Annotated in this window: 18 protein-coding genes; 5 read left to right on the forward strand and 13 right to left on the reverse strand. The window is 55.3% G+C overall.

The features are described 5' to 3' along the window. Positions 1–10: 10 nt before the first annotated feature. The 3 genes from AC1MKH_RS17395 to AC1MKH_RS17405 form a co-directional block, all read right to left on the reverse strand. A complete protein-coding gene (locus AC1MKH_RS17395) occupies positions 11–1,138 on the reverse strand; it encodes an acyl-CoA dehydrogenase family protein (protein ID WP_276219664.1) in 1,128 nt (375 codons plus the stop codon). Between the two features lie 104 nt (positions 1,139–1,242). Continuing rightward, a complete protein-coding gene (locus AC1MKH_RS17400) occupies positions 1,243–2,364 on the reverse strand; it encodes an amidase (protein ID WP_276219662.1) in 1,122 nt (373 codons plus the stop codon). A 332-nt stretch (positions 2,365–2,696) separates the two neighbouring features. Next, a complete protein-coding gene (locus tag AC1MKH_RS17405) occupies positions 2,697–3,170 on the reverse strand; it encodes a MarR family winged helix-turn-helix transcriptional regulator (RefSeq protein ID WP_149461940.1) in 474 nt (157 codons plus the stop codon). A gap of 297 nt (positions 3,171–3,467) precedes the next feature. Here AC1MKH_RS17405 and hpaX point away from each other — a divergent pair, with 297 nt between their 5' ends. Further along, positions 3,468–4,841, forward strand: a complete 1,374-nt coding sequence (hpaX, locus tag AC1MKH_RS17410; protein ID WP_276219659.1) for a 4-hydroxyphenylacetate permease — start codon at positions 3,468–3,470, stop codon at positions 4,839–4,841. Between the two features lie 126 nt (positions 4,842–4,967). Here hpaX and arnF read toward each other — a convergent pair whose 3' ends face one another. Genes arnF through arnB form a run of 7 tightly spaced genes read right to left on the reverse strand, consistent with a single transcriptional unit; the run spans position 4,968 to position 12,319 of the window. Beyond that, a complete protein-coding gene (arnF, locus tag AC1MKH_RS17415; RefSeq protein WP_276219657.1) occupies positions 4,968–5,348 on the reverse strand; it encodes a 4-amino-4-deoxy-L-arabinose-phosphoundecaprenol flippase subunit ArnF in 381 nt (126 codons plus the stop codon). Then, positions 5,348–5,674: a 4-amino-4-deoxy-L-arabinose-phosphoundecaprenol flippase subunit ArnE gene (gene arnE, locus AC1MKH_RS17420; RefSeq protein WP_276219655.1), complete on the reverse strand. Its 327-nt coding sequence runs from the start codon at positions 5,672–5,674 to the stop codon at positions 5,348–5,350. Before arnE ends, arnF begins: the two co-directional genes overlap by 1 nt. Then, positions 5,671–7,317 carry a lipid IV(A) 4-amino-4-deoxy-L-arabinosyltransferase gene (gene arnT / locus AC1MKH_RS17425; protein WP_276219653.1) on the reverse strand — a complete coding sequence of 549 codons (1,647 nt, stop codon included), beginning with the start codon at positions 7,315–7,317 and terminating at the stop codon, positions 5,671–5,673. The genes arnE and arnT overlap by 4 nt, the downstream gene beginning before the upstream one ends. Then, positions 7,314–8,216, reverse strand: coding sequence for a 4-deoxy-4-formamido-L-arabinose-phosphoundecaprenol deformylase (gene arnD, locus AC1MKH_RS17430; protein ID WP_276219651.1), 903 nt, complete (start codon positions 8,214–8,216; stop codon positions 7,314–7,316). Before arnD ends, arnT begins: the two co-directional genes overlap by 4 nt. Next, complete coding sequence (gene arnA / locus AC1MKH_RS17435) at positions 8,213–10,198, reverse strand: bifunctional UDP-4-amino-4-deoxy-L-arabinose formyltransferase/UDP-glucuronic acid oxidase ArnA (protein ID WP_276219649.1); 1,986 nt, start codon at positions 10,196–10,198, stop codon at positions 8,213–8,215. The genes arnD and arnA overlap by 4 nt, the downstream gene beginning before the upstream one ends. Beyond that, entirely contained in the window at positions 10,195–11,178 is a 984-nt protein-coding gene (gene arnC / locus AC1MKH_RS17440) for an undecaprenyl-phosphate 4-deoxy-4-formamido-L-arabinose transferase (protein ID WP_276219854.1), read from the reverse strand. The genes arnA and arnC overlap by 4 nt, the downstream gene beginning before the upstream one ends. A gap of 1 nt (position 11,179) precedes the next feature. Continuing rightward, positions 11,180–12,319, reverse strand: a complete 1,140-nt coding sequence (gene arnB, locus AC1MKH_RS17445) for a UDP-4-amino-4-deoxy-L-arabinose aminotransferase (RefSeq protein WP_276219647.1) — start codon at positions 12,317–12,319, stop codon at positions 11,180–11,182. A gap of 371 nt (positions 12,320–12,690) precedes the next feature. On the opposite strand from arnB, the gene AC1MKH_RS17450 reads away from it, so the two are divergent. The 4 genes from AC1MKH_RS17450 to AC1MKH_RS17465 all read left to right on the forward strand — a co-directional run bounded on the left by AC1MKH_RS17450 (position 12,691) and on the right by AC1MKH_RS17465 (position 14,135). Continuing rightward, a complete protein-coding gene (locus AC1MKH_RS17450) occupies positions 12,691–12,936 on the forward strand; it encodes a histidine kinase (RefSeq protein ID WP_276219644.1) in 246 nt (81 codons plus the stop codon). A 162-nt stretch (positions 12,937–13,098) separates the two neighbouring features. Then, positions 13,099–13,329: a 4Fe-4S mono-cluster protein YjdI gene (gene yjdI, locus AC1MKH_RS17455; RefSeq protein ID WP_015963563.1), complete on the forward strand. Its 231-nt coding sequence runs from the start codon at positions 13,099–13,101 to the stop codon at positions 13,327–13,329. Positions 13,330–13,346: 17 nt separating this feature from the next. After that, entirely contained in the window at positions 13,347–13,619 is a 273-nt protein-coding gene (locus AC1MKH_RS17460) for a GNAT family N-acetyltransferase (protein ID WP_015963562.1), read from the forward strand. 174 nt (positions 13,620–13,793) lie between these two features. Beyond that, positions 13,794–14,135 (forward strand): hypothetical protein, encoded by a 342-nt coding sequence (locus tag AC1MKH_RS17465; RefSeq protein WP_276219640.1) that lies wholly within the window; start codon positions 13,794–13,796, stop codon positions 14,133–14,135. A gap of 233 nt (positions 14,136–14,368) precedes the next feature. Here the strand turns inward: AC1MKH_RS17465 and AC1MKH_RS17470 are convergent, their stop codons facing one another. From AC1MKH_RS17470 to AC1MKH_RS17480, 3 genes are all read right to left on the reverse strand, one after another. Then, entirely contained in the window at positions 14,369–15,547 is a 1,179-nt protein-coding gene (locus AC1MKH_RS17470) for a cytochrome c biogenesis protein DipZ (protein ID WP_276219638.1), read from the reverse strand. Between the two features lie 99 nt (positions 15,548–15,646). Further along, the gene (locus AC1MKH_RS17475; protein WP_276219636.1) at positions 15,647–16,987 is read right to left on the reverse strand and encodes an ATP-binding protein; all 1,341 of its coding nucleotides are present in this window, start codon (positions 16,985–16,987) and stop codon (positions 15,647–15,649) included. Next, positions 16,984–17,715: a response regulator gene (locus AC1MKH_RS17480; RefSeq protein WP_276219633.1), complete on the reverse strand. Its 732-nt coding sequence runs from the start codon at positions 17,713–17,715 to the stop codon at positions 16,984–16,986. The genes AC1MKH_RS17475 and AC1MKH_RS17480 overlap by 4 nt, the downstream gene beginning before the upstream one ends. Position 17,716 lies beyond the last annotated feature (1 nt).

Below are 17,716 nucleotides of genomic sequence, written 5' to 3' on the forward strand. Positions count from 1 at the left end.
TTTCAGAAATTCAGAGATAACCCGGCAGCGGTTTGCCGCCGAAAAAGACCGTACCGGCGTTCAGGTACGAGAGGTCGCCCATAAAGGCATGTTGGGTAATCACCATCGTGTCGCGCACATAACGCTGGAGCGGGCTGGTCATAGTGACGCCGCCCATCCCGTTAAGCGCCAGCGCCTGACGGGCAACGTCTGCCGCCACACGGGTGACGTGCGTAGAGGAAAGACGCAGGGCGTTGACCTGCTGCTGGCTCGGCTCATTACCGACCAGCAGACGCTGCCAGACGTCATCAATGGCCTCGTAAAACCAGGCACGCGCCGAGCGGAGTTCTGCTTCGCAGCGGGCGATTTGCATCTGCGCCTGCGGTCGGTCGGCCAGGCGCGGCGCGCCGGTGACAGACTGCTGACGATGGGCAATCTGATAGATTTCATTGAGTGCCGCGCGGGCCACACCCAGCGCCACAACGGACAGCACCTGCGTGGCGAGCGACAGCACTGGATAGCGATACAGCGCGCCTTCCAGATTCAGCGCCCCGCCGCGAATAAAGGTCCACTCCTGCGGCACATACGCGTCATCCACCAGCAAATCATGGCTGCCGGTTCCCGCCAGCCCGACCGTATCCCACACCGGGTCGATATGAATGCTTTCGCGCGGCAGCACCGCCATGCGCGGAAGCATGTTCTCCCCTTCTGGCTGAATGCCGACGCCAAACACCGATGCGCCCATACTGCCGCTGGCAAAGCACCAGCGACCGCTTACGCGATAGCCGCCATCGGCCAGTTGCGCTTTGTGGGTCGGGTAAATGCCCCCCGCAAACACCACATCGGGGCCATCGCGATAGAGTTCTTTCAGGGTATCCGGCGGCAGCGCGCCGAGATAAAACGGGCTCATACCAAAACTGGCAACCCAGCCTGCCGAGCCATCTGCGGTGGCGATTTGCTCAATCAGTTCGCAAAACTGCGCCGGAGAACACTCGTCGCCGCCGTAGATTTTCGGCACCAGCGCACGGTAGACGCCTACCTGTTTAAAGCGGCTGATGATGTCGTCTGAAACATGGCGCTGGCGCTCGAAATCGGCGCTGCGCGCGGTCACTTCGGTCAATAACGGAACAAGCTCTTCACGGACGTGTACGACGGACATAGCTGACTCCCGATTAACGTGGGCGGGCGGCAAAAAGGTGCACGATGCCGCAACGCCGAAAGGCATTGAGTGGTCGGTTCGACGGTTTTATGGCGCGGTGAGCGTCAGAGGCGGCGGTGCATCAGCCATTCAGCGGCCTGGACGAGAAGCCCCTCTTCGCCAAAGCCCGCCACCAGTTGCAGCGCGACGGGTCGGCCCTGAAGTTCGCCCATCGGCAGCGATAGCGCCGGATGACCGCTGAGATTGAAGGGGCGCACCAGCCGCGTCAGATTCACCACGCTAAGCGGATCTTCCGCCTCTTCCAGCGTCGGCGGCAGTTCCGGCAGCGTCGCCAGCGCCAGTAGCGGTGTGTCTTCCAGCAGGGCATTCACCTGAGCGGTGAACTGCGCGCGCACGTTTTCCGCGCTGGCGAGCTGGTCGCTGGTGATGGATTCACCCGCCTGAATTCGGCTGGCAACGTCCGGGGAGACCGCGTGGCTCGCCAGCAGCGCGTTAAACGCCAGCCAGTTTTCGCGGTTGATGATGGTCAGCCCGGCACGATGCGCTTCGCCCAGCAGCGGTAACGTCACGCTGTTTGCGGCGATGCCCAACGCTTCCAGCGCATCCACCAGCAGCGCGTCAATGTCCGGCTGCGCGGCAAAGATAAAACCGATGGCGGGCAGAGACTCTAGTGGCGCATCAACCGGTAGCGCCACGCGGGCCAGCACTTCACGCAGAATGCGCGGTTCGCGGGCAAAAATACCCACGCAATCGAGTGAGCTGTAGGCAGGTAATACGCCCTGGCGGCTGAGCACGCCATAGCCCGGTTTTAACCCCAGCACGCCGCAGCAGGCGGCGGGCATTCGGACCGAACCACCGGTGTCGGTACCGAGGGCGAAATCGACATCGCCATTGGCGACGACGGTTGCGGAGCCGCTCGACGAACCGCCGGGGATAAGCGTAGGGTATTGAGGATTAACGGGCGTGCCGCTCCACGGGTTGATCCCGGTGACGCCAAACGCCAGTTCGTGCAGGGTAGTTTTGCCCGTCAGCTGGCAGCCGCTGTTGAGCAGCACCTTGACGATGCGGGCATGCTGCTTCGCTTTCGGCGCATCGGCCAACGCCGGGCATCCGGCGCGGGTCGGGTGACCGGCGATATCCAGCGTATCTTTGACGGCGAACCGTAGTTCACCTGCGCCAAGCGTAAACTGCTCGACGTAACCATTGCTCTCAAAAACTGGCTTCATGATTGACACCTTGACCAGAAAAAGTGAATCACATTCAGGCGAACAGTCATCGCTGTTTTTTTACCCTGAATGGCGATAAATCAATCATGAGAGATTTACGTGAATATTCAAGTAATATTTCACGTTATTTTTACAATCCGATAACGCAAATATAACCATTTATTCACTATGGCTATTGCGTTATGTTGATGAATTGCCGCAGAAAAAGGAGGGAAACGCACCAAAGTCGCCGTGAAAACTCAGGGCGACAGATAAGAATTAACGATAGGATTTACAGGGAGTTATAAGAAAAGTTTAGCGCGATCACAAATCTTAACGATCGCTCTCTGAGGCTACAGTTCGTTAAGGTTTCCCAGCACTTTTGACAGCGACAGGTTCATTTTTTCCACCTGCGCGGGCGTCATTCCCTTGAACCCTTTTTCGAAAACTTTCTGCGCCAGGCGGTGCGCTTCTTCAATTTTCGCCTTTCCGGCAGGCGTGAGCATCACCTCCGTCACCCGGGCATCCTGTTCGCTGCTGGCGGTGGTCACCATTCCATCGTCACGCAGGCGGCCGACGATTTTGGTGACGGTCGGCATTTTTGCCATCGCATATTCAGAAATTTGCGAGATGCTGGCCTTGCCGTACTGATGGGTAATCATCATCACCCGAAAGCGCGAAACGTCGAGCTGCACCTTTTTCAACGTCACTTCCATCACCTGGGTGTAGCGCGCATAGACGTTAACAATCCAGTAGAACGGGAACTCTTCACGATGAAAAGCCGCATCCGCGCTCTTCACATCCGCTGTTTTTTTGATTGAACTCATGAGCTTCCTTAGTCAAAAGACGTCGATACGCTGAGTATACCGGGTTATAAGTTCACGCTATAGCATCATCGCGCATTCGCTCTGTCATGAATGTTCTAAAACCCACCTTATGATTCACAAAACGCCACACAGATAACAATTCCGTCTCATTTTTTACGGATTCCATTGACACCTTATCACGCTGTTACCTATACGTTAGCGCACGTGTTCGGATGGCCTCTGTCAATAAAACATTCTGAGCATGATAAATATTCGCCTGCTAACAAAATAATATTACATTGCAATGTGGAGCCCGACATGAATGATTCTTCGAGCGTATTATCGCCGCCTTCCGATACGCAGGATACACTGGACCCGCGGCAACAAGCGGTGATTAAAAAGTTATTCCGCCGATTAATTGTTTTCTTATTTATTTTATTTGTTTTCTCTTACCTCGATCGCATTAATATTGGTTTTGCCGGTTTAACGATGGGCAAAGATTTAGGTTTAACCAGTACCATGTTTGGCCTGGCCACCACCCTGTTTTATGTGATGTATGTGATTTGCGGGATCCCCAGCAATATTATGTTAGGGATTGTCGGCGCCCGACGCTGGATTGCAGTGCTGATGGTGGTATGGGGAATTGCCTCCACGGCGACCATGTTTGCTACCGGGCCAAATAGCCTGTATGTATTGCGAATGCTGGTTGGGATCGCCGAAGCGGGCTTCCTGCCAGGGCTGCTGCTCTATTTAACCTACTGGTTCCCTTCCCAGTATCGCGCCCGCGCTAACGCCTTGTTTATGATAGCGATGCCGGTAACCATGGCGTTGGGTTCGCTGGCATCAGGCTATATTTTGAATATGGATGGGTTATTAAACCTGAAGGGTTGGCAGTGGTTATTTTTACTGGAAGGTTTCCCGTCCGTATTATTAGGCCTGGTGGTCTGGTTCTGGCTGGATGACTCTCCGGCGAAAGCCAAATGGCTGACCGACGATGATAAAGCCTGTCTGAATGAAATGCTGGAAGCCGATAAACGCGCGGTTCAACAATCACAACAGGGGATCAGCAGCGGAATGGTGTCGCAGCGCAGCATGCTGCGGGAGTTATTTACGCCGGTCATTATGCTCTACACGCTGGCTTATTTTTGCCTGACGAATACCCTGAGTGCATTAAGCGTCTGGACGCCGCTTATTCTGCGCAGTTTTAATCAGGAGAGTAATAACATCACCATTGGATTACTCAGCGCCATTCCGCAGGTGTGTACTATTGTTGGCATGGTTTGGTGGAGTAAGCGTTCCGACCGGTTGAATGAGCGGAAAATCCACACGCTGCTGCCTTATCTTTTTGCCGCCGCGGGCTGGATACTGACGGCAACCAGTAGCAACCCGATGCTGCAATTCAGCGGTATCGTGATGGCATCCGCCGGGGCATTTGCCGCGATGGTGATTTTCTGGACCACGCCAGATCAATCCATCTCAATTCAGGCGCGCGCGCTGGGGATTGCGGTGATTAACGCCACCGGGATGACCGGCGCGGCACTGGGGCCACTGCTGATGGGCTGGATGAAAGATATCACCGGTAGCTTCAACGCCGGGATCTATATGGTCGCCGCATTCCTCGTGCTCGGCGCGGTAGTAATTGCCTTCATTCCGATGAAAAAAATGGCGCAAAAAAAGAGTCTGGCGCTGTAAAAAATCGCCCGATGACAACGCCAAACCGTAGGCCGGGCAAGGCGTAGCCGCCTCCCGGCAATTCACCTGCACAATGCCTGATGGCGCTGCGCTTATCAGGCCTACCGGCTTACCCGGTAACCTGGGTCACGCCCTGGGGCCGGGGGAAAATATTAACAACACACCGGCAAACAAACTCATCACCCCGGCAAAGGAGAGCCATGAGAAGGTTTCATGCCAGCCGGGTAACACTATCGCTGCGCCCCAGACCAGCACATAGCTCAGGCTCATCAGCGCATAGGCACGGGAAAGGGGCAGCCGCTGCAAAGCTAAAAACCAGCAGATCATTGATACCAGATACCCCGCCAGCCCAGCCACCAGCGGCAACGTTCCTGGCTGGAGTGTCAGAAGATGGTTGCAAAACAGCCGCAGGGACGCCACAGGCGGCAGTTGTACCATGGCATAGCGCAGCGCCAGCTGGGATGCGCTGACGATAACCACGCTCAATAATGCCCAGATAACGCCCATCACGCCTTCCCTCCCAGCAACAGAATACCCAGAATAATCAACGCAATGCCTGTCCAGTGCCGCGTGGTCACCGTTTCGCGCCAGATAAATTTTGCGGCGAGCGTCACCCAGACAAAGTTCAGGCTTAACATGGGATATGCCAGGCTCACCGGCACGTGTTGCAGCACAACAAGCCAGAACAGCATCCCTGCGCCGAGCATTCCGACGGCAAGCGCCAGCCACAGCAGCCGCAGTTTTTTGCCTGCGGAATGTGCAGCCTGTTTCTGACACAACTGCCCGGCACTGCTCAACAGGCTTGCCAGTAACAGCAGAACGACCGTTGTCACTGCGGGAAATACTCCAGATAAATAATGCGTGGCATTACGTAGACGTTATCCGCTTTAGGCAGGTCGAAATCCTCCACGGTTTGCCCACTGTTGACCTGCAACACCAGAGATATCCTCCCCTGCTGGCGATGCGCCGCCAGCCAGTCATTGAACGCTTCACGAGGGATAAAACGATCTTTAGCATCCGGATAGCCAAGCCCATAGCGCAACTCGCCTCTTCCGCCATAAAGCAGAATATCCGCGCGTTTCAGCTCCCAGGCTAATCCTGCCGCCAGCCCGACGTTATTGGTTAACACATAGCGGCTGGGTTGCAGATCTTCGCTCAGAATATCAATCATAAACTGCGGCTGCTTGCTGGCAACAACCCGGTCAGGAATCGCGTAACCGCACAGCAGAGCCAGCAGCAGCGGACAACAGGCGGCCAGCAGTGTTCCCTGTCGCCCATTTTTCAATGACATCCATCCCATCAATGCCCAAAAACCAAACGCCACCAGCGCCAGCATGCTTTTATAAAGCTCAATGTAGGGCCAGATGGGATGTTTCATCCATCCCCAGGGAGAGACAAGAAACGCCGCAAGCGCGCCGCAGACACCAACCGCCAGGTTGATGATGCCGTTAGCCCGCATAACCAATGGCGTGGCGTCACGGACATAACGCGCCATCAAAATCGCCAGCGGTGCGAAGCAAGGCAAAATGTAGGTGGGGAGTTTTCCTTTGGCGATGCTGAAAAACAGAAACGGCATCACTACCCAGCCCAACAGATAAAAAAGCCCTTTCTCGGTTTTACGCCCTCGCCACCCCTGCTTCAGCGCGCCCGGCAGCAACGCCAGCCACGGCAAACACCCGGCGATAACAAATGGCACGTAATACCAGAATGGCGCTTTATGCTGGGCATCGCTGCGCGCGAAACGCTGGATATGCTCCACCCAGAAGAAATAGCGCCAGAAATCCGGCTCGCGAGAGGCAATGGTTAACCCCCAGGGCAGTACCGTTAATATGCAAACTGCGATAGAGAGCCAACCCCAGGTCAGCACTTCCCGCCAGCGTTTTTCCGCAATAACCCAAGGAAGCACGCCTAAAACCGGTACCGCCAGCGCAAGAAATCCTTTGGTCATCACGCCCATCCCACAGGCAAAACCCAGCAGCAGATAGCCACCGATTTTTTCCGCACGAATACGCGCGTTCGCCCCGTACCAGAAGCCACACATGCCCAGCACCAGCCACAGGGTGATCATTGGGTCCAGCACCGCGTAGGTGCCGATGCCATAGACCAGGAACATCGTCAGGAAGATAACCGTGGAAAGGATTGCAACGCGTTTATCGCGCCACAGCATCCAGGCCATCCAGGCAACTAATAATCCGGTCAGGGTGATCGACAATACGCCGCCAAAGCGAACGGCAAAGTTGTTATGCCCGAACAACCATTGACCGATGTTATTGATCCAGTATCCGGCGACCGGCTTTTCGAAATAACGTAATCCCAGAAAATGCGGTACCGCCCAGTTACCGGACGCCAGCATCTCGCGGCTAATTTCCGCGTAGCGTGTTTCATCTGGCTGCCAGAGCAATCGGCCATTTAGCGGAATGAGATAGTAAAGCGCATACAAACACGCCAGTAGCGCGGCATAAAAACGAGGCTTCATCGCGACGATTCCCTAATATGTTCCACACCCAACCAGCCTTCCCGGCCAGCAATTTCACCACGTTCTATGCTTCCCACGGGCAGCCTGCTAATGTCATCAGGCAGAAGCTGGCTCAGGGGGCAAAAGTGAATATCGTTTTCACGCGCCAGGGTGAGTAACGCATCAAACTGCGCGGCGAACGCAATGCCTTCCACTTCGGCATGAATGGTGTAAACCGGCACGCCTTTATCCTGACGAATACGTTTAATCAGATAATTGTTGAACGCTTCTGCACTCACTTCGCGGCCAACCACTTCATCCCAGGTGGGAAGCGTTACCGGGATCTGCACCGTTCCGAGCGTGCCATTTTCAAGTCGTGGACGGAAAGGACGATGGCCACGGCAGTCGCTGTTATAGAGGAAATTAAACGGCTCTTTGGCCGTCACAACGCGGCTATCGGCTCGCCAACCCGCCACTGCCGAGCACGACACCGCAGCCCCGAGAATACGCTCCAGTTCGACTAACCCGCGCCCAATCTCATGAACCAGCGTTTTGTTGTCCCAACGCCCGCTTCTGGCTTGCCATGCATGATGATCCCACGCGTGTAGCCCCACTTCGTGAAAAGCCGCTGCCTCTCGAATTATTGCTTCATTACCCGCACCAATCTCACGTCCGGGCCAGGCAGTGCCCGCCAATAAAATATCCCAGCCATACAGCGAGGCCGCGCGCGAGCGCAGCATCTTCCATAAGAACTGAGGTTTTATCAACCGCCAGAGGTGCCTGCCCATGTTGTCAGGCCCGACGCTAAAAAAGAAGCTGGCCCGCACGCCGTGTCGCGCAAGCACAGAAAGCAGTTGAGGAACCCCATAACGGGTTCCTCTGAAGGTATCGACATCGATGCGTAAGCCGACTTTTTTCATGATGGTTCATCACCACCTAATTCGACGGTGCGCAGGAAGAAGTCCAGCGTCTCCTCCACCGTTTGTTGCATCGCAATGCCCGGTTGCCAGTTCAGGCAGCGTCGGGCGTTACGAATGCTCGGTTTACGGTGTTCAACATCCTGATAGCCTTTACCGTAGTAATCGCTGCTTTCCACATCACGGAATCCGGCGAACGGCGGGAAGTGCTGACGCAGCGGGTGACGCTCAAAACAGTCAAGCAGCATCTCCGCCAGCTCTTTGATACTGGCTTCGTTATCGGGATTACCGATGTTGATGATTTGCCCATCGCAGCGGTTATCTTCGTTTTCGATAATCCGGTAGAGCGCCTCAATACCATCGCTGATATCAGTAAAGCAGCGTTTCTGGCTGCCGCCTTCGATCAGTTTAATGGGCGATCCTTCCACCAGATTCAGGATCAACTGCGTGATGGCGCGCGAACTGCCGATACGGGCGGCATTCAGGTTATCAAGGCGCGGCCCCATCCAGTTGAACGGGCGGAACAGAGTGAATTTCAGCCCCGATTTTTCGCCGTAAGCCCAGATAACACGGTCGAGCAGTTGCTTGGAAACCGAGTAAATCCAGCGCTGGCGGTTGATAGGCCCCACCACCAGATTAGAGTTATCTTCGTCGAAATCTTTATCCGTACACATGCCGTACACTTCCGACGTTGACGGGAAGACGATGCGTTTGTTGTACTTCACACAGTCGCGCACAATCTTGAGATTCTCTTCAAAATCAAGTTCAAAGACGCGCAGCGGGTTGCGGGTATACTCAATCGGCGTGGCAATCGCCACCAGCGGTAACACCACATCACATTTTTTAATGTGGTACTCAATCCATTCTGAGTGGATGCTGATATCGCCCTCAACAAAGTGAAAACGCGGGCAATCCATAAAACGACCGATGGCGTCAGAACCAATATCCAGGCCGTAAATTTCGTAGCGATCGTCCTTCAGCAAGCGTTCGGTAAGGTGATTACCGATAAACCCGTTCACGCCAAGAATCAGCACACGTGTACGGCGTTTCAACGCCACTACCGGCTTACTGTTCAGCAATGCGCCCGTCACCAGCCCCAGCGACTGGGCCAGTTGCGCGCCCTGCATGTAGACGCCCTTCTCAGTCTGCCCGGTTTGGATCTCCAGCGCCCCTTCGCCGCAGGCGACAATCAACGGCGAGACCGAGAGTACGGTGCCCGCGCGTGCGGTCACGGCTTGCGGGTGGACGCGTGATTTCCAGACAATAAATTTAGTTTGCCCAACAAAGCTGAACGCCCCAGGCCAGGGATCGGAGACGGCGCGAACCAGGTTATGTAGCGCGTACGCGGTTTTTTCCCACTCCAGACGCCCATCTTCCGGCGTGCGGCGACCGACGTAAGTGGCCTGATTTTCATCCTGCTTACGCTCATGGGTTCGGTTTTCGCGGATTTGTACCAGCGCATCATGCAACAGCGTCTGCGAAGCTGCGCACAGTTTGCGATGCAGACTCAGCGCGTTATCGTTTTCGGCGATAATCACTTTCTGTTGCGCGACAATATCCCCCGCATCCGCGCGTTTCACCATGCGATGCAGCGTGACGCCGGTCTCTTGCTCCCCATTGACCAGCACCCAGTTTAACGGCGCACGTCCACGGTATTTGGGCAGCAACGAACCATGCAGGTTAAACCCGCCTTTAGGCGCAAGGCTGAGGATGGCATCACTCAGCAGGTGACGATAATAGAAGGAGAAAATGACCTCCGGGGCCATCGCGCGAATACGGTCAATCCACAGCGGATGATTCACATCATCGGGCGCATAGACCGCAATCCCCTGCTCCGCCGCCAGTCGCGCCACGGAGCCAAAAAAGTGATTCTCCTGCGCATTATCCGGGTGAGTAAAAATCGCCGCGATGTCATACCCCGCGTCAAGCAACGCCTGAACACCCGTACATCCCATATCGTGATAGGCAAAAACCACTGCTTTCATTGCTGATTTTCCTCTTCTGCTGCCGTTTCAGGCTGACGTATAACGCGTTGAATAAAGTAACGAGGGCGTGCGCGGACATCGTTGTAAATTCGGCCAATGTACTCACCCAACAGCCCCATGCCGACAAACTGTGCGCCGATAAACATGAACAGCACGGCAAAGAGCATAAAGACCCCTTCCGCCGCCCACTGCGGGCCAAACATCAGGCGCAGCAGCACAAGCAGCACCGAGAAGCCGAATCCCAGTAGCGCAATCACGCTGCCCACGACGCTCAACAGGCGCAGCGGCGTCGTCGTCAGGCAGGTCACCAGGTCGTACATCAGGTTGATAAGCCGCATAAAGCTGTATTTTGAATCGCCAAACTCGCGCTCGGCATGATGCACCGGGATCTCAATCGCTCGCCGGGCAAAGGTGTTCGCCAGAATGGGAATAAAGGTACTGCGCTCGTGACAGTTGAGCATCGCATCGACAATATGGCGGCGATAGGCGCGCAGCATGCAACCGTAGTCGCCCATCGCTTTGCCGGTGGTACGCTGGATCAGGCGGTTAATCATCTTCGACGCCGTTTTGCGAAACAGCGTGTCCTGGCGGTTTTGCCGCACCGTACCGACCACGTCATAGCCCTCGTCGGCTTTTTCGACCAGCCGGGGGATCTCTTCCGGTGGGTTTTGCAAATCCGCATCCAGCGTGATAATCAGATCGCCCGTCACATGACTGAAACCGGCCATAATGGCGGAGTGCTGCCCATAGTTACGGTTAAGCAGGACCGCCACCACATGGCTGCCCGGCATTTCCGCCGCGTCGCACAGCATGCGGGCAGAGTTATCGCTACTGCCGTCGTCCACCAGCAGGATTTCATAGTCGCGATGCAGTAAGGCGCAGGCCGCATCAGTACGGCGAATTAACTCAGGCAAACTCTCCTGCTCGTTGTAGACCGGAATCACCACCGACACTTTTTTTATCTGCGTAACATCAAACATCTCAACGTCCTGCCAGTTGATGGAGTGCCGCAATAACGCGGGTTGTGTCGTCATGAGTCATATCCGGGAAAAGAGGAAGGGAGCAAATACGCGCGCTGTTCCACTCGGTATTGGGCAGCGCGAGATTGGGGTAACGCTCGCGATAATATTTTTGCGTGTGTGCCGCGCGGAAATGCAGCCCGGTGCCGATGCCCCTCGCTTTTAGCTGTTCCATTAATGCGTCACGGCTGATACCGCAGTGGTTTTCGTCAACGCGGATAATAAACAGGTGCCAGGCATGCTGATGCGGCCAGCCCGGAAGGGCAAGCGGCTGAAAGGGCGTATCGGCAAGCTCGCGTAAATAACGTTGCGCGATGTCGCGACGCTTTTGATTGGCCTGCGGTAATTTCGCCAGTTGCACTAAAGCCAGCGCCGCGTTGATATCGGCGAGGTTATATTTGTAACCGGGCGAAAGTACTTCCGCCTGCGGGGCGCGGCCGTGGGTTTGTCGGTCGAATGCATCCACGCCCAGGCCATGAAATTTCAGGCTGCGGATCTGCCGGGCAAGGTTTTCGTCATCGGTGACAACCAGCCCGCCCTCGGCGCAGGTCATGTTTTTAATGGCGTGAAACGAGAAAATAGCCGTGCCCTTCCCGCCCACGTGCTGGCCTTTATAGAACGTACCTGCGGCATGAGCCGCATCTTCGATAACCGCAATACCGTGGCGATGCGCCACGGCATAAACGGTGTCGATATCCACCGGCGCGCCTGCATAATGCACCGGCACAATCGCTTTGGTTCGCGGGGTAATCGCGGCTTCAATGGCCTCTGGCGTCACCATTAGCGTGTCGCGATCGACGTCGATCATCACCGGCGTAGCGCCCAGCAACTCAATCATATTGAGCGTGGAAACCCAGGTCAGCGACGGAGTAATAACTTCATCACCCGGCCCTACCCCAAGCGCCATCAGGGTGACGTGCATTCCGGCGGTGGCCGAACTGACGGCGATGGCAAATCGATTGCCCGTTAGCGTGCAGAATGCCTCTTCAAGCGCCTGATTTTGTGGCCCGGTCGTTATCCAGCCTGACTGTAAGACGGCTTTTATCGCCTGAAACTCCTCATCCCCCATGGAAGGACGGGAAAACGGTAAAAAATCATCCATTTTGAACACTCGCTGACGTAGCCCGAAACGATGCCCCACGGTGCATGGCATAACATGCAACATTCTTTATTGGGGATGAAAGATTCAGGATAGTTCGCTTGTATTAGCGCAACATTAAGAAAATGAAATATTCATGGTAATAATTTGCAACCAATGGAATTAAATGGTAACCTTTTGATATCTATAGAAATTTAAACCCTGATGTATTCTTTGTTTTTACATGGTTTTTTTGAATATTACAATTGGTGAGCCCGATCACTATTTATAGCGTGACAAATCTAGTTTCTCACACTCATTTACCGTATGTTTAGGCTCTTGCCCTGGTGGGCTGTGCTAATATACGAACACACAAATTATCTGGGGATATATGCATGGAATGGCAGGTCATTGACATCTCAAAAACTGAAAAACAGGATATTTTTTCAGTGGTCACCCAGTGCGGCAAAATTAAAACCATTACTAAAATCAAATCGGCCTTCAGCATTAACAAAGGTGATGTTCTTACGCCAACGCTTAATGCGACTTACTACATTAATAACAATAAAAACCGCACCCTTGAGATTCTCTCTTCTGTCTGCTTTTCCACCGAAGCGTGGGCCGCGTTAAAGTTGCGATAGGGCAATATGACAGAGTTGAGAATAATTCTTAAAAAGCTGCAACTGCTCTGCAATATTTGTTAGCAACTCATCCCCTATCAATCAGTAATTCCTTTCCCTCCGCATGCCATGACAGGCTATGATTAGCACAGCCAGTACTCTTATTTGAATTGAGGCAATGTCATGGATAAAGAACTTCTCGACGCCGGATACCGGGTCTACACCGGTGAAAAGATCGACGTCTATTTTAACACCACCCTGTGCCAGCACTCGGGCAACTGCGTGCGTGGCAACAGCAAGCTCTTCAATTTGAAGCGCAAACCGTGGATTATGCCCGATAATGTAGAGAGCACCGTGGTGCAACAGGTCATCGATACCTGCCCGAGCGGCGCGCTGAAATACCGTACCAAATAACCCATAGCGAGAAAAAAATGGAAATTCTGGAAGGTAACAACCGTTTTTACGTTAACGATGCTGACGGTAATCAACTGGCCGAAGTGGTTTTCGTTCCCACCGGCGAGCACCTCAGTATTATTGAGCATACCGATGTAGACCCAAGCCTGAAGGGTCAGGGCGTCGGCAAGAAACTGGTGGCAAAAGTGGTGGAAAAAATGCGTAACGAGAATCGCAAAATTATTCCGCTGTGCCCCTTCGCTAAACACGAATTTGATACCACCCCGGAATACGCCGATATTCGCGCCTAATGTACAGCGCTCTGCGGAGCGCTGCCCTTCATTGCCCCCGACACAGATCGCAAAAAAAAGAAAAACTCCCCGTAATGAAATCAAAACCTCGTTTTAGTTGACTGATATCAACTTTGTAAACTTTCCGTTACGGTAAAAAGCCCGTCCCGTATAAGAAAAGTCCTACATAATCCTATGAAAAAATTGTTTTTTATTGCTGCACTGACGACACTGACCTCCCCTGCTCTGGCGCTTAATTTCAACTCGACAGCACTGAAGCTGAAATGCCCCTCGCGTGGGCTAATCGAAATCACGCTGCATGCCTTTGGTCACATCTCCGAGTTGTGGAAGGGACATTATTACGTGGGCTCAGGACATGAGGTACATAACGGTACGGAATATTTCAAATTCAGTAACGGCGATACCTTAATGCATCATCCAAAGAGCGATAAATTCATGTTCTATTTTGCGAAGAGCCATACGCTGAAGGCCTGCCAAAAACTGTCTGAACAGCCGATTAAGGTCGCCTTCAATTAAGAGAAGAGCGACGAAACGGCAGCGGATGTTTCCGCCGTTTCGCCACTATTTTCAGTAGCCTAAGCAGCGAAATCGCCGGATGCGGCTGCGCCTTATCCGGCCTACGGTTCGGCGTTTCCATCGGGTATTGTGCGGCCTAATTGTCGGGTGGCGGCTGCGCCTTACCCGACCTACGGCCACGATGCAGGTAGGCCCGATAAGAGAAGCGCCATCGGGCATTGTGAGGTGCGCTATCAGGCATGGCTTTCCTGTAACAACGTCTTAATCGCTGCTTCCTGCTCGGCATAATTCCCTTCACCAAAGAAGGTATACCGCAGCTGCCCGCGCGCATCAAACAGGTAGTGTGCGGGCCAGTACTGGTTGCCGAACGCATTCCAGATGCGGTAGTTATTATCCAACACCACAGGGTAGCTCAACCGCCATTTTTTCACCGCTGACGTTACCGCATCCACTGGTTTCTCATGGGGATATTCAGGCGTATGTACGCCGACTACCGTCAGGCCTGGGTATTTCTGCGACCATTCGCGAACGTGAGGCAACGTGTGCTGGCAGTTGATGCAGTCAAAGGTCCAGAAATCGACCAGTACCACCTTCCCTTTCAGCGAATCGGCTGACAGCGGCGCGCTATTGATCCACGCCGTTCCGCCCGTCAGTGGCGGGAGCTGACTGCTGGGTGTGGTATCAACAACCGGCTGCAAATGTACGGATTGTTCAGGCAGCAAGCCCACCAGACGCTGTTCCAGCTGTTGCGAAAACGCACTGGCCCCCTGAAGCACGCTGGTGGTACAGGTGGCAATCAGCGCCACCGACGCCAGCATTGCGACACCCGCGCCCTGGCGCAGACGTTCCACCACCGCCGTTTTTGCCCGCAGCCAGTGCATCACCCGTTTACCGCCAAACCACAACAGGGCCAGCATCGCCGCGCAGCCGCTCCCGTAGGCTGCCAGCAATACGCTGCTGGAAACGCTGCTCCCCTGAAGCAAACTCAGGCTGAGAATGGCCCCCAGCACCGGCCCGGCGCAGGGGGCCCACAGCAGGCCGGTGGCAAATCCGGCCAGCAGCGCGGCAACGAGCCCGCGATTATGGTTGCTTTGATCGTTCACCTGATTGCCCAGCCGCACCACCGGCTTCGCCAGCCACTGCGCCACGCGTGGGAATATCAGCGAAAGCGCGACCGCGCTCATAAACAGTAACGCCAGCCAGCGCCCGACGGTGGCGACCTGAGCCACCCAGGCACTGGCCACGGTCACCAGCGATGACACCAGGGTAAACATCAGCACCATCCCGGTTAACATCGCCGCCAGATGGCGTTTCTGCCCTTTCACGCTGGCAAATAAAAACGGAATAACAGGCAGCGTACAGGGGCTTAACAGCGTCAGCATGCCGCCGACAAACGCAATGATAATAGCCATATCTCACCTCACCTTTAGGTTGCCTGGGTATCAGGCGGTGAGACGATTTAACCGCGTCGATGTGTGCGGGGTGTGTCGGCAAAACGCCGTTTTGTCTCGTTAGTTGTCGAGGGAGGAAGTGGATACAGAAGGATACAAAACACGCGGCAAACGCAGGATAACCACCAGACCGCCCTCACTGTGGTTGCGTAAACTCAGTTGCCCGTGAAGCTGCGTCGCCAGTTGGGCCGCGATCGCCAGCCCCAGCCCGGTACCGCCCGTGTGGCGATTGCGCGAATTTTCAATACGGTAGAAAGGTTGTAGCACCGCATCCTGCTCGGCCTCATCAATACCGGGGCCGTTATCCCGCACCTGAATTTCCAGCCACTGCGCATCATGCAAAAGCAGATGAACCTGCGCTTCACTGCCGTACTTCAGCGCATTATCAAGCAGATTGGTCATGATGCGCCTTAGTGCCTGCGGTCGGGTCTCCAGCGGAGAAATCGTTGGGGCAGGCAAGAAGGTGACGGCCTGGCCGGTGTCCGTGTAGTCGCAAACGAGGGTGTCGAGGAAGGCATTGAGATCGAGCCGATGCGTGGGCTCCAGCAAGGGTTCAGCGCTTCTGGCATACGCTATGCCCTCGCGTACCAGCCGCGTCATATTCTCGAGATCCTGCATGAGCTTATCGCGCAGCATCGGCTCCTCGCTCATCTCCACGCGCAGTTTCATCCGCGTGATGGGCGTTTGCAGGTCGTGGGAAATCGCGGCGAGAATTTGCGTGCGTTCTTTTAAATAACGCTGGATACGCGCCTGCATCGCATTAAATGCGCGGGCCGCCTGCGCCACTTCCCGTGGGCCCCGATCGTCCATTATTCGCGGCTGTGTCGCAGCAGGCTCTAAGGTTTCCACCGCGCGGGTAAACCGCGAAAGCGGGCGAATCACCTGACGTACCGCCAGCCAGGCGCAGAGTAAAAGCAGCAACGGCTGGATAACCAGCACCACCGGCAGCCAGCGCGCCAGCGCGGGCAACTGCGGGCGCAGGTCTATCGTCAGCGGGGAACCATCACGTAAACGCAGATGCGCCTGAATATGCTCGCGCGGGCCAGGAATGGCGCTCATCGTCAACGCGTATTGCCCGCCGAGCGCCTCCTGAAGCGACGCCACAATCGAGCGCGAGCGCCAGCTGTCAGGTACGGGGCCCGGCTCGCCGGCATCGGTTTGATAGTGATAGTTGCCTCGCGCCAGCCGGGGAAGCCACGCGGCGCGTTCGTCTGCCGGAAGGCGGTCAAGAATCGCCACGCTGGTCGCCACGTCATAACCCAGGTTATCGAGCATCACCGTGCGTGCGCTGCTCATACGCTCATACAGCAGCAGGGAAAGCGTCAGGCCGTTCGCCAGTAAAAGCCCGGCCAGCACCAGCAGTACCAGCCGATACAGCAGCGTTTTCGGCCAAAACCTCACTGACGAATCTCCACCGGCATCGCCAGCACATAGCCTTCGCTGCGCACGGTTTTGATGTAAGCGGGCTCGCGCGCGTCATCGCTCAGCCGCTGGCGCAAGCGGCTGACCAGCAGGTCGATGGAGCGTTCAAATAACTCCGCATCACGCCCCTGAGTAAGGCTTAATAACTGGTCCCGGTTCAGGACACGCTGCGGGTGATCGAGAAAAACCCGCAGCAGGCGATACTCCGCCCCGCTGAGCGCAACAACCAGACCGTCATCATCAATCAAATGGCGAGCGGCGGTATCCAGTTGCCAGCGGCCAAAGGCAATCAGCCGCCCGGCATCGGTGATTTGCAAATTCGGCGGCAAAGCCCGATAGCGACGCAAAATAGCTTTAATCCGCGCCAGCAGTTCACGCGCGACAAACGGTTTCACCAGATAATCATCCGCGCCCATCTCAAGGCCGAGGATCCGGTCCGCGTCGTCGCTGCGGGCGGTGAGCATCAGCACCGGCAGATTTTGATAGCGATCGCTGCGCAATTCACGGCACAACGTCAGCCCGTCATCGCCCGGCATCATGACGTCCAGCACCACCAGATCCACCTGGTGGTTTGCCAGATATGCCCGCATCGCCTTCCCGTTGGCGGCTCCCGTCGCGCGATAGCCCGCGCTATTAAGGTAGTCGACAACCAGCTCTCGAATATCGCTGTCGTCATCGACCACCAGCACCGTGTCGATATGTTCCATC

The sequence above is a fragment of the Pseudocitrobacter sp. CD920760 genome, from assembly GCF_057782505.1.

Excerpts from the sequence above, each read along its gene's own strand:
- arnF (WP_276219657.1), bottom strand. The coding sequence starts at position 5,348 with ATGGGCGTTATCTGGGCATTATTGAGCGTGGTTATCGTCAGCGCATCC.
- yjdI (WP_015963563.1), top strand. The coding sequence starts at position 13,099 with ATGGATAAAGAACTTCTCGACGCCGGATACCGGGTCTACACCGGTGAA.
- AC1MKH_RS17460 (WP_015963562.1), top strand. The coding sequence starts at position 13,347 with ATGGAAATTCTGGAAGGTAACAACCGTTTTTACGTTAACGATGCTGAC.
- arnC (WP_276219854.1), bottom strand. The coding sequence starts at position 11,178 with ATGTTTGATGTTACGCAGATAAAAAAAGTGTCGGTGGTGATTCCGGTC.
- AC1MKH_RS17405 (WP_149461940.1), bottom strand. The coding sequence starts at position 3,170 with ATGAGTTCAATCAAAAAAACAGCGGATGTGAAGAGCGCGGATGCGGCT.
- AC1MKH_RS17450 (WP_276219644.1), top strand. The coding sequence starts at position 12,691 with ATGGAATGGCAGGTCATTGACATCTCAAAAACTGAAAAACAGGATATT.
- AC1MKH_RS17480 (WP_276219633.1), bottom strand. The coding sequence starts at position 17,715 with ATGGAACATATCGACACGGTGCTGGTGGTCGATGACGACAGCGATATT.
- AC1MKH_RS17395 (WP_276219664.1), bottom strand. The coding sequence starts at position 1,138 with ATGTCCGTCGTACACGTCCGTGAAGAGCTTGTTCCGTTATTGACCGAA.
- arnA (WP_276219649.1), bottom strand. The coding sequence starts at position 10,198 with ATGAAAGCAGTGGTTTTTGCCTATCACGATATGGGATGTACGGGTGTT.
- arnD (WP_276219651.1), bottom strand. The coding sequence starts at position 8,216 with ATGAAAAAAGTCGGCTTACGCATCGATGTCGATACCTTCAGAGGAACC.
- arnB (WP_276219647.1), bottom strand. The coding sequence starts at position 12,319 with ATGGATGATTTTTTACCGTTTTCCCGTCCTTCCATGGGGGATGAGGAG.
- AC1MKH_RS17465 (WP_276219640.1), top strand. The coding sequence starts at position 13,794 with ATGAAAAAATTGTTTTTTATTGCTGCACTGACGACACTGACCTCCCCT.
- hpaX (WP_276219659.1), top strand. The coding sequence starts at position 3,468 with ATGAATGATTCTTCGAGCGTATTATCGCCGCCTTCCGATACGCAGGAT.
- arnT (WP_276219653.1), bottom strand. The coding sequence starts at position 7,317 with ATGAAGCCTCGTTTTTATGCCGCGCTACTGGCGTGTTTGTATGCGCTT.
- AC1MKH_RS17470 (WP_276219638.1), bottom strand. The coding sequence starts at position 15,547 with ATGGCTATTATCATTGCGTTTGTCGGCGGCATGCTGACGCTGTTAAGC.
- AC1MKH_RS17400 (WP_276219662.1), bottom strand. The coding sequence starts at position 2,364 with ATGAAGCCAGTTTTTGAGAGCAATGGTTACGTCGAGCAGTTTACGCTT.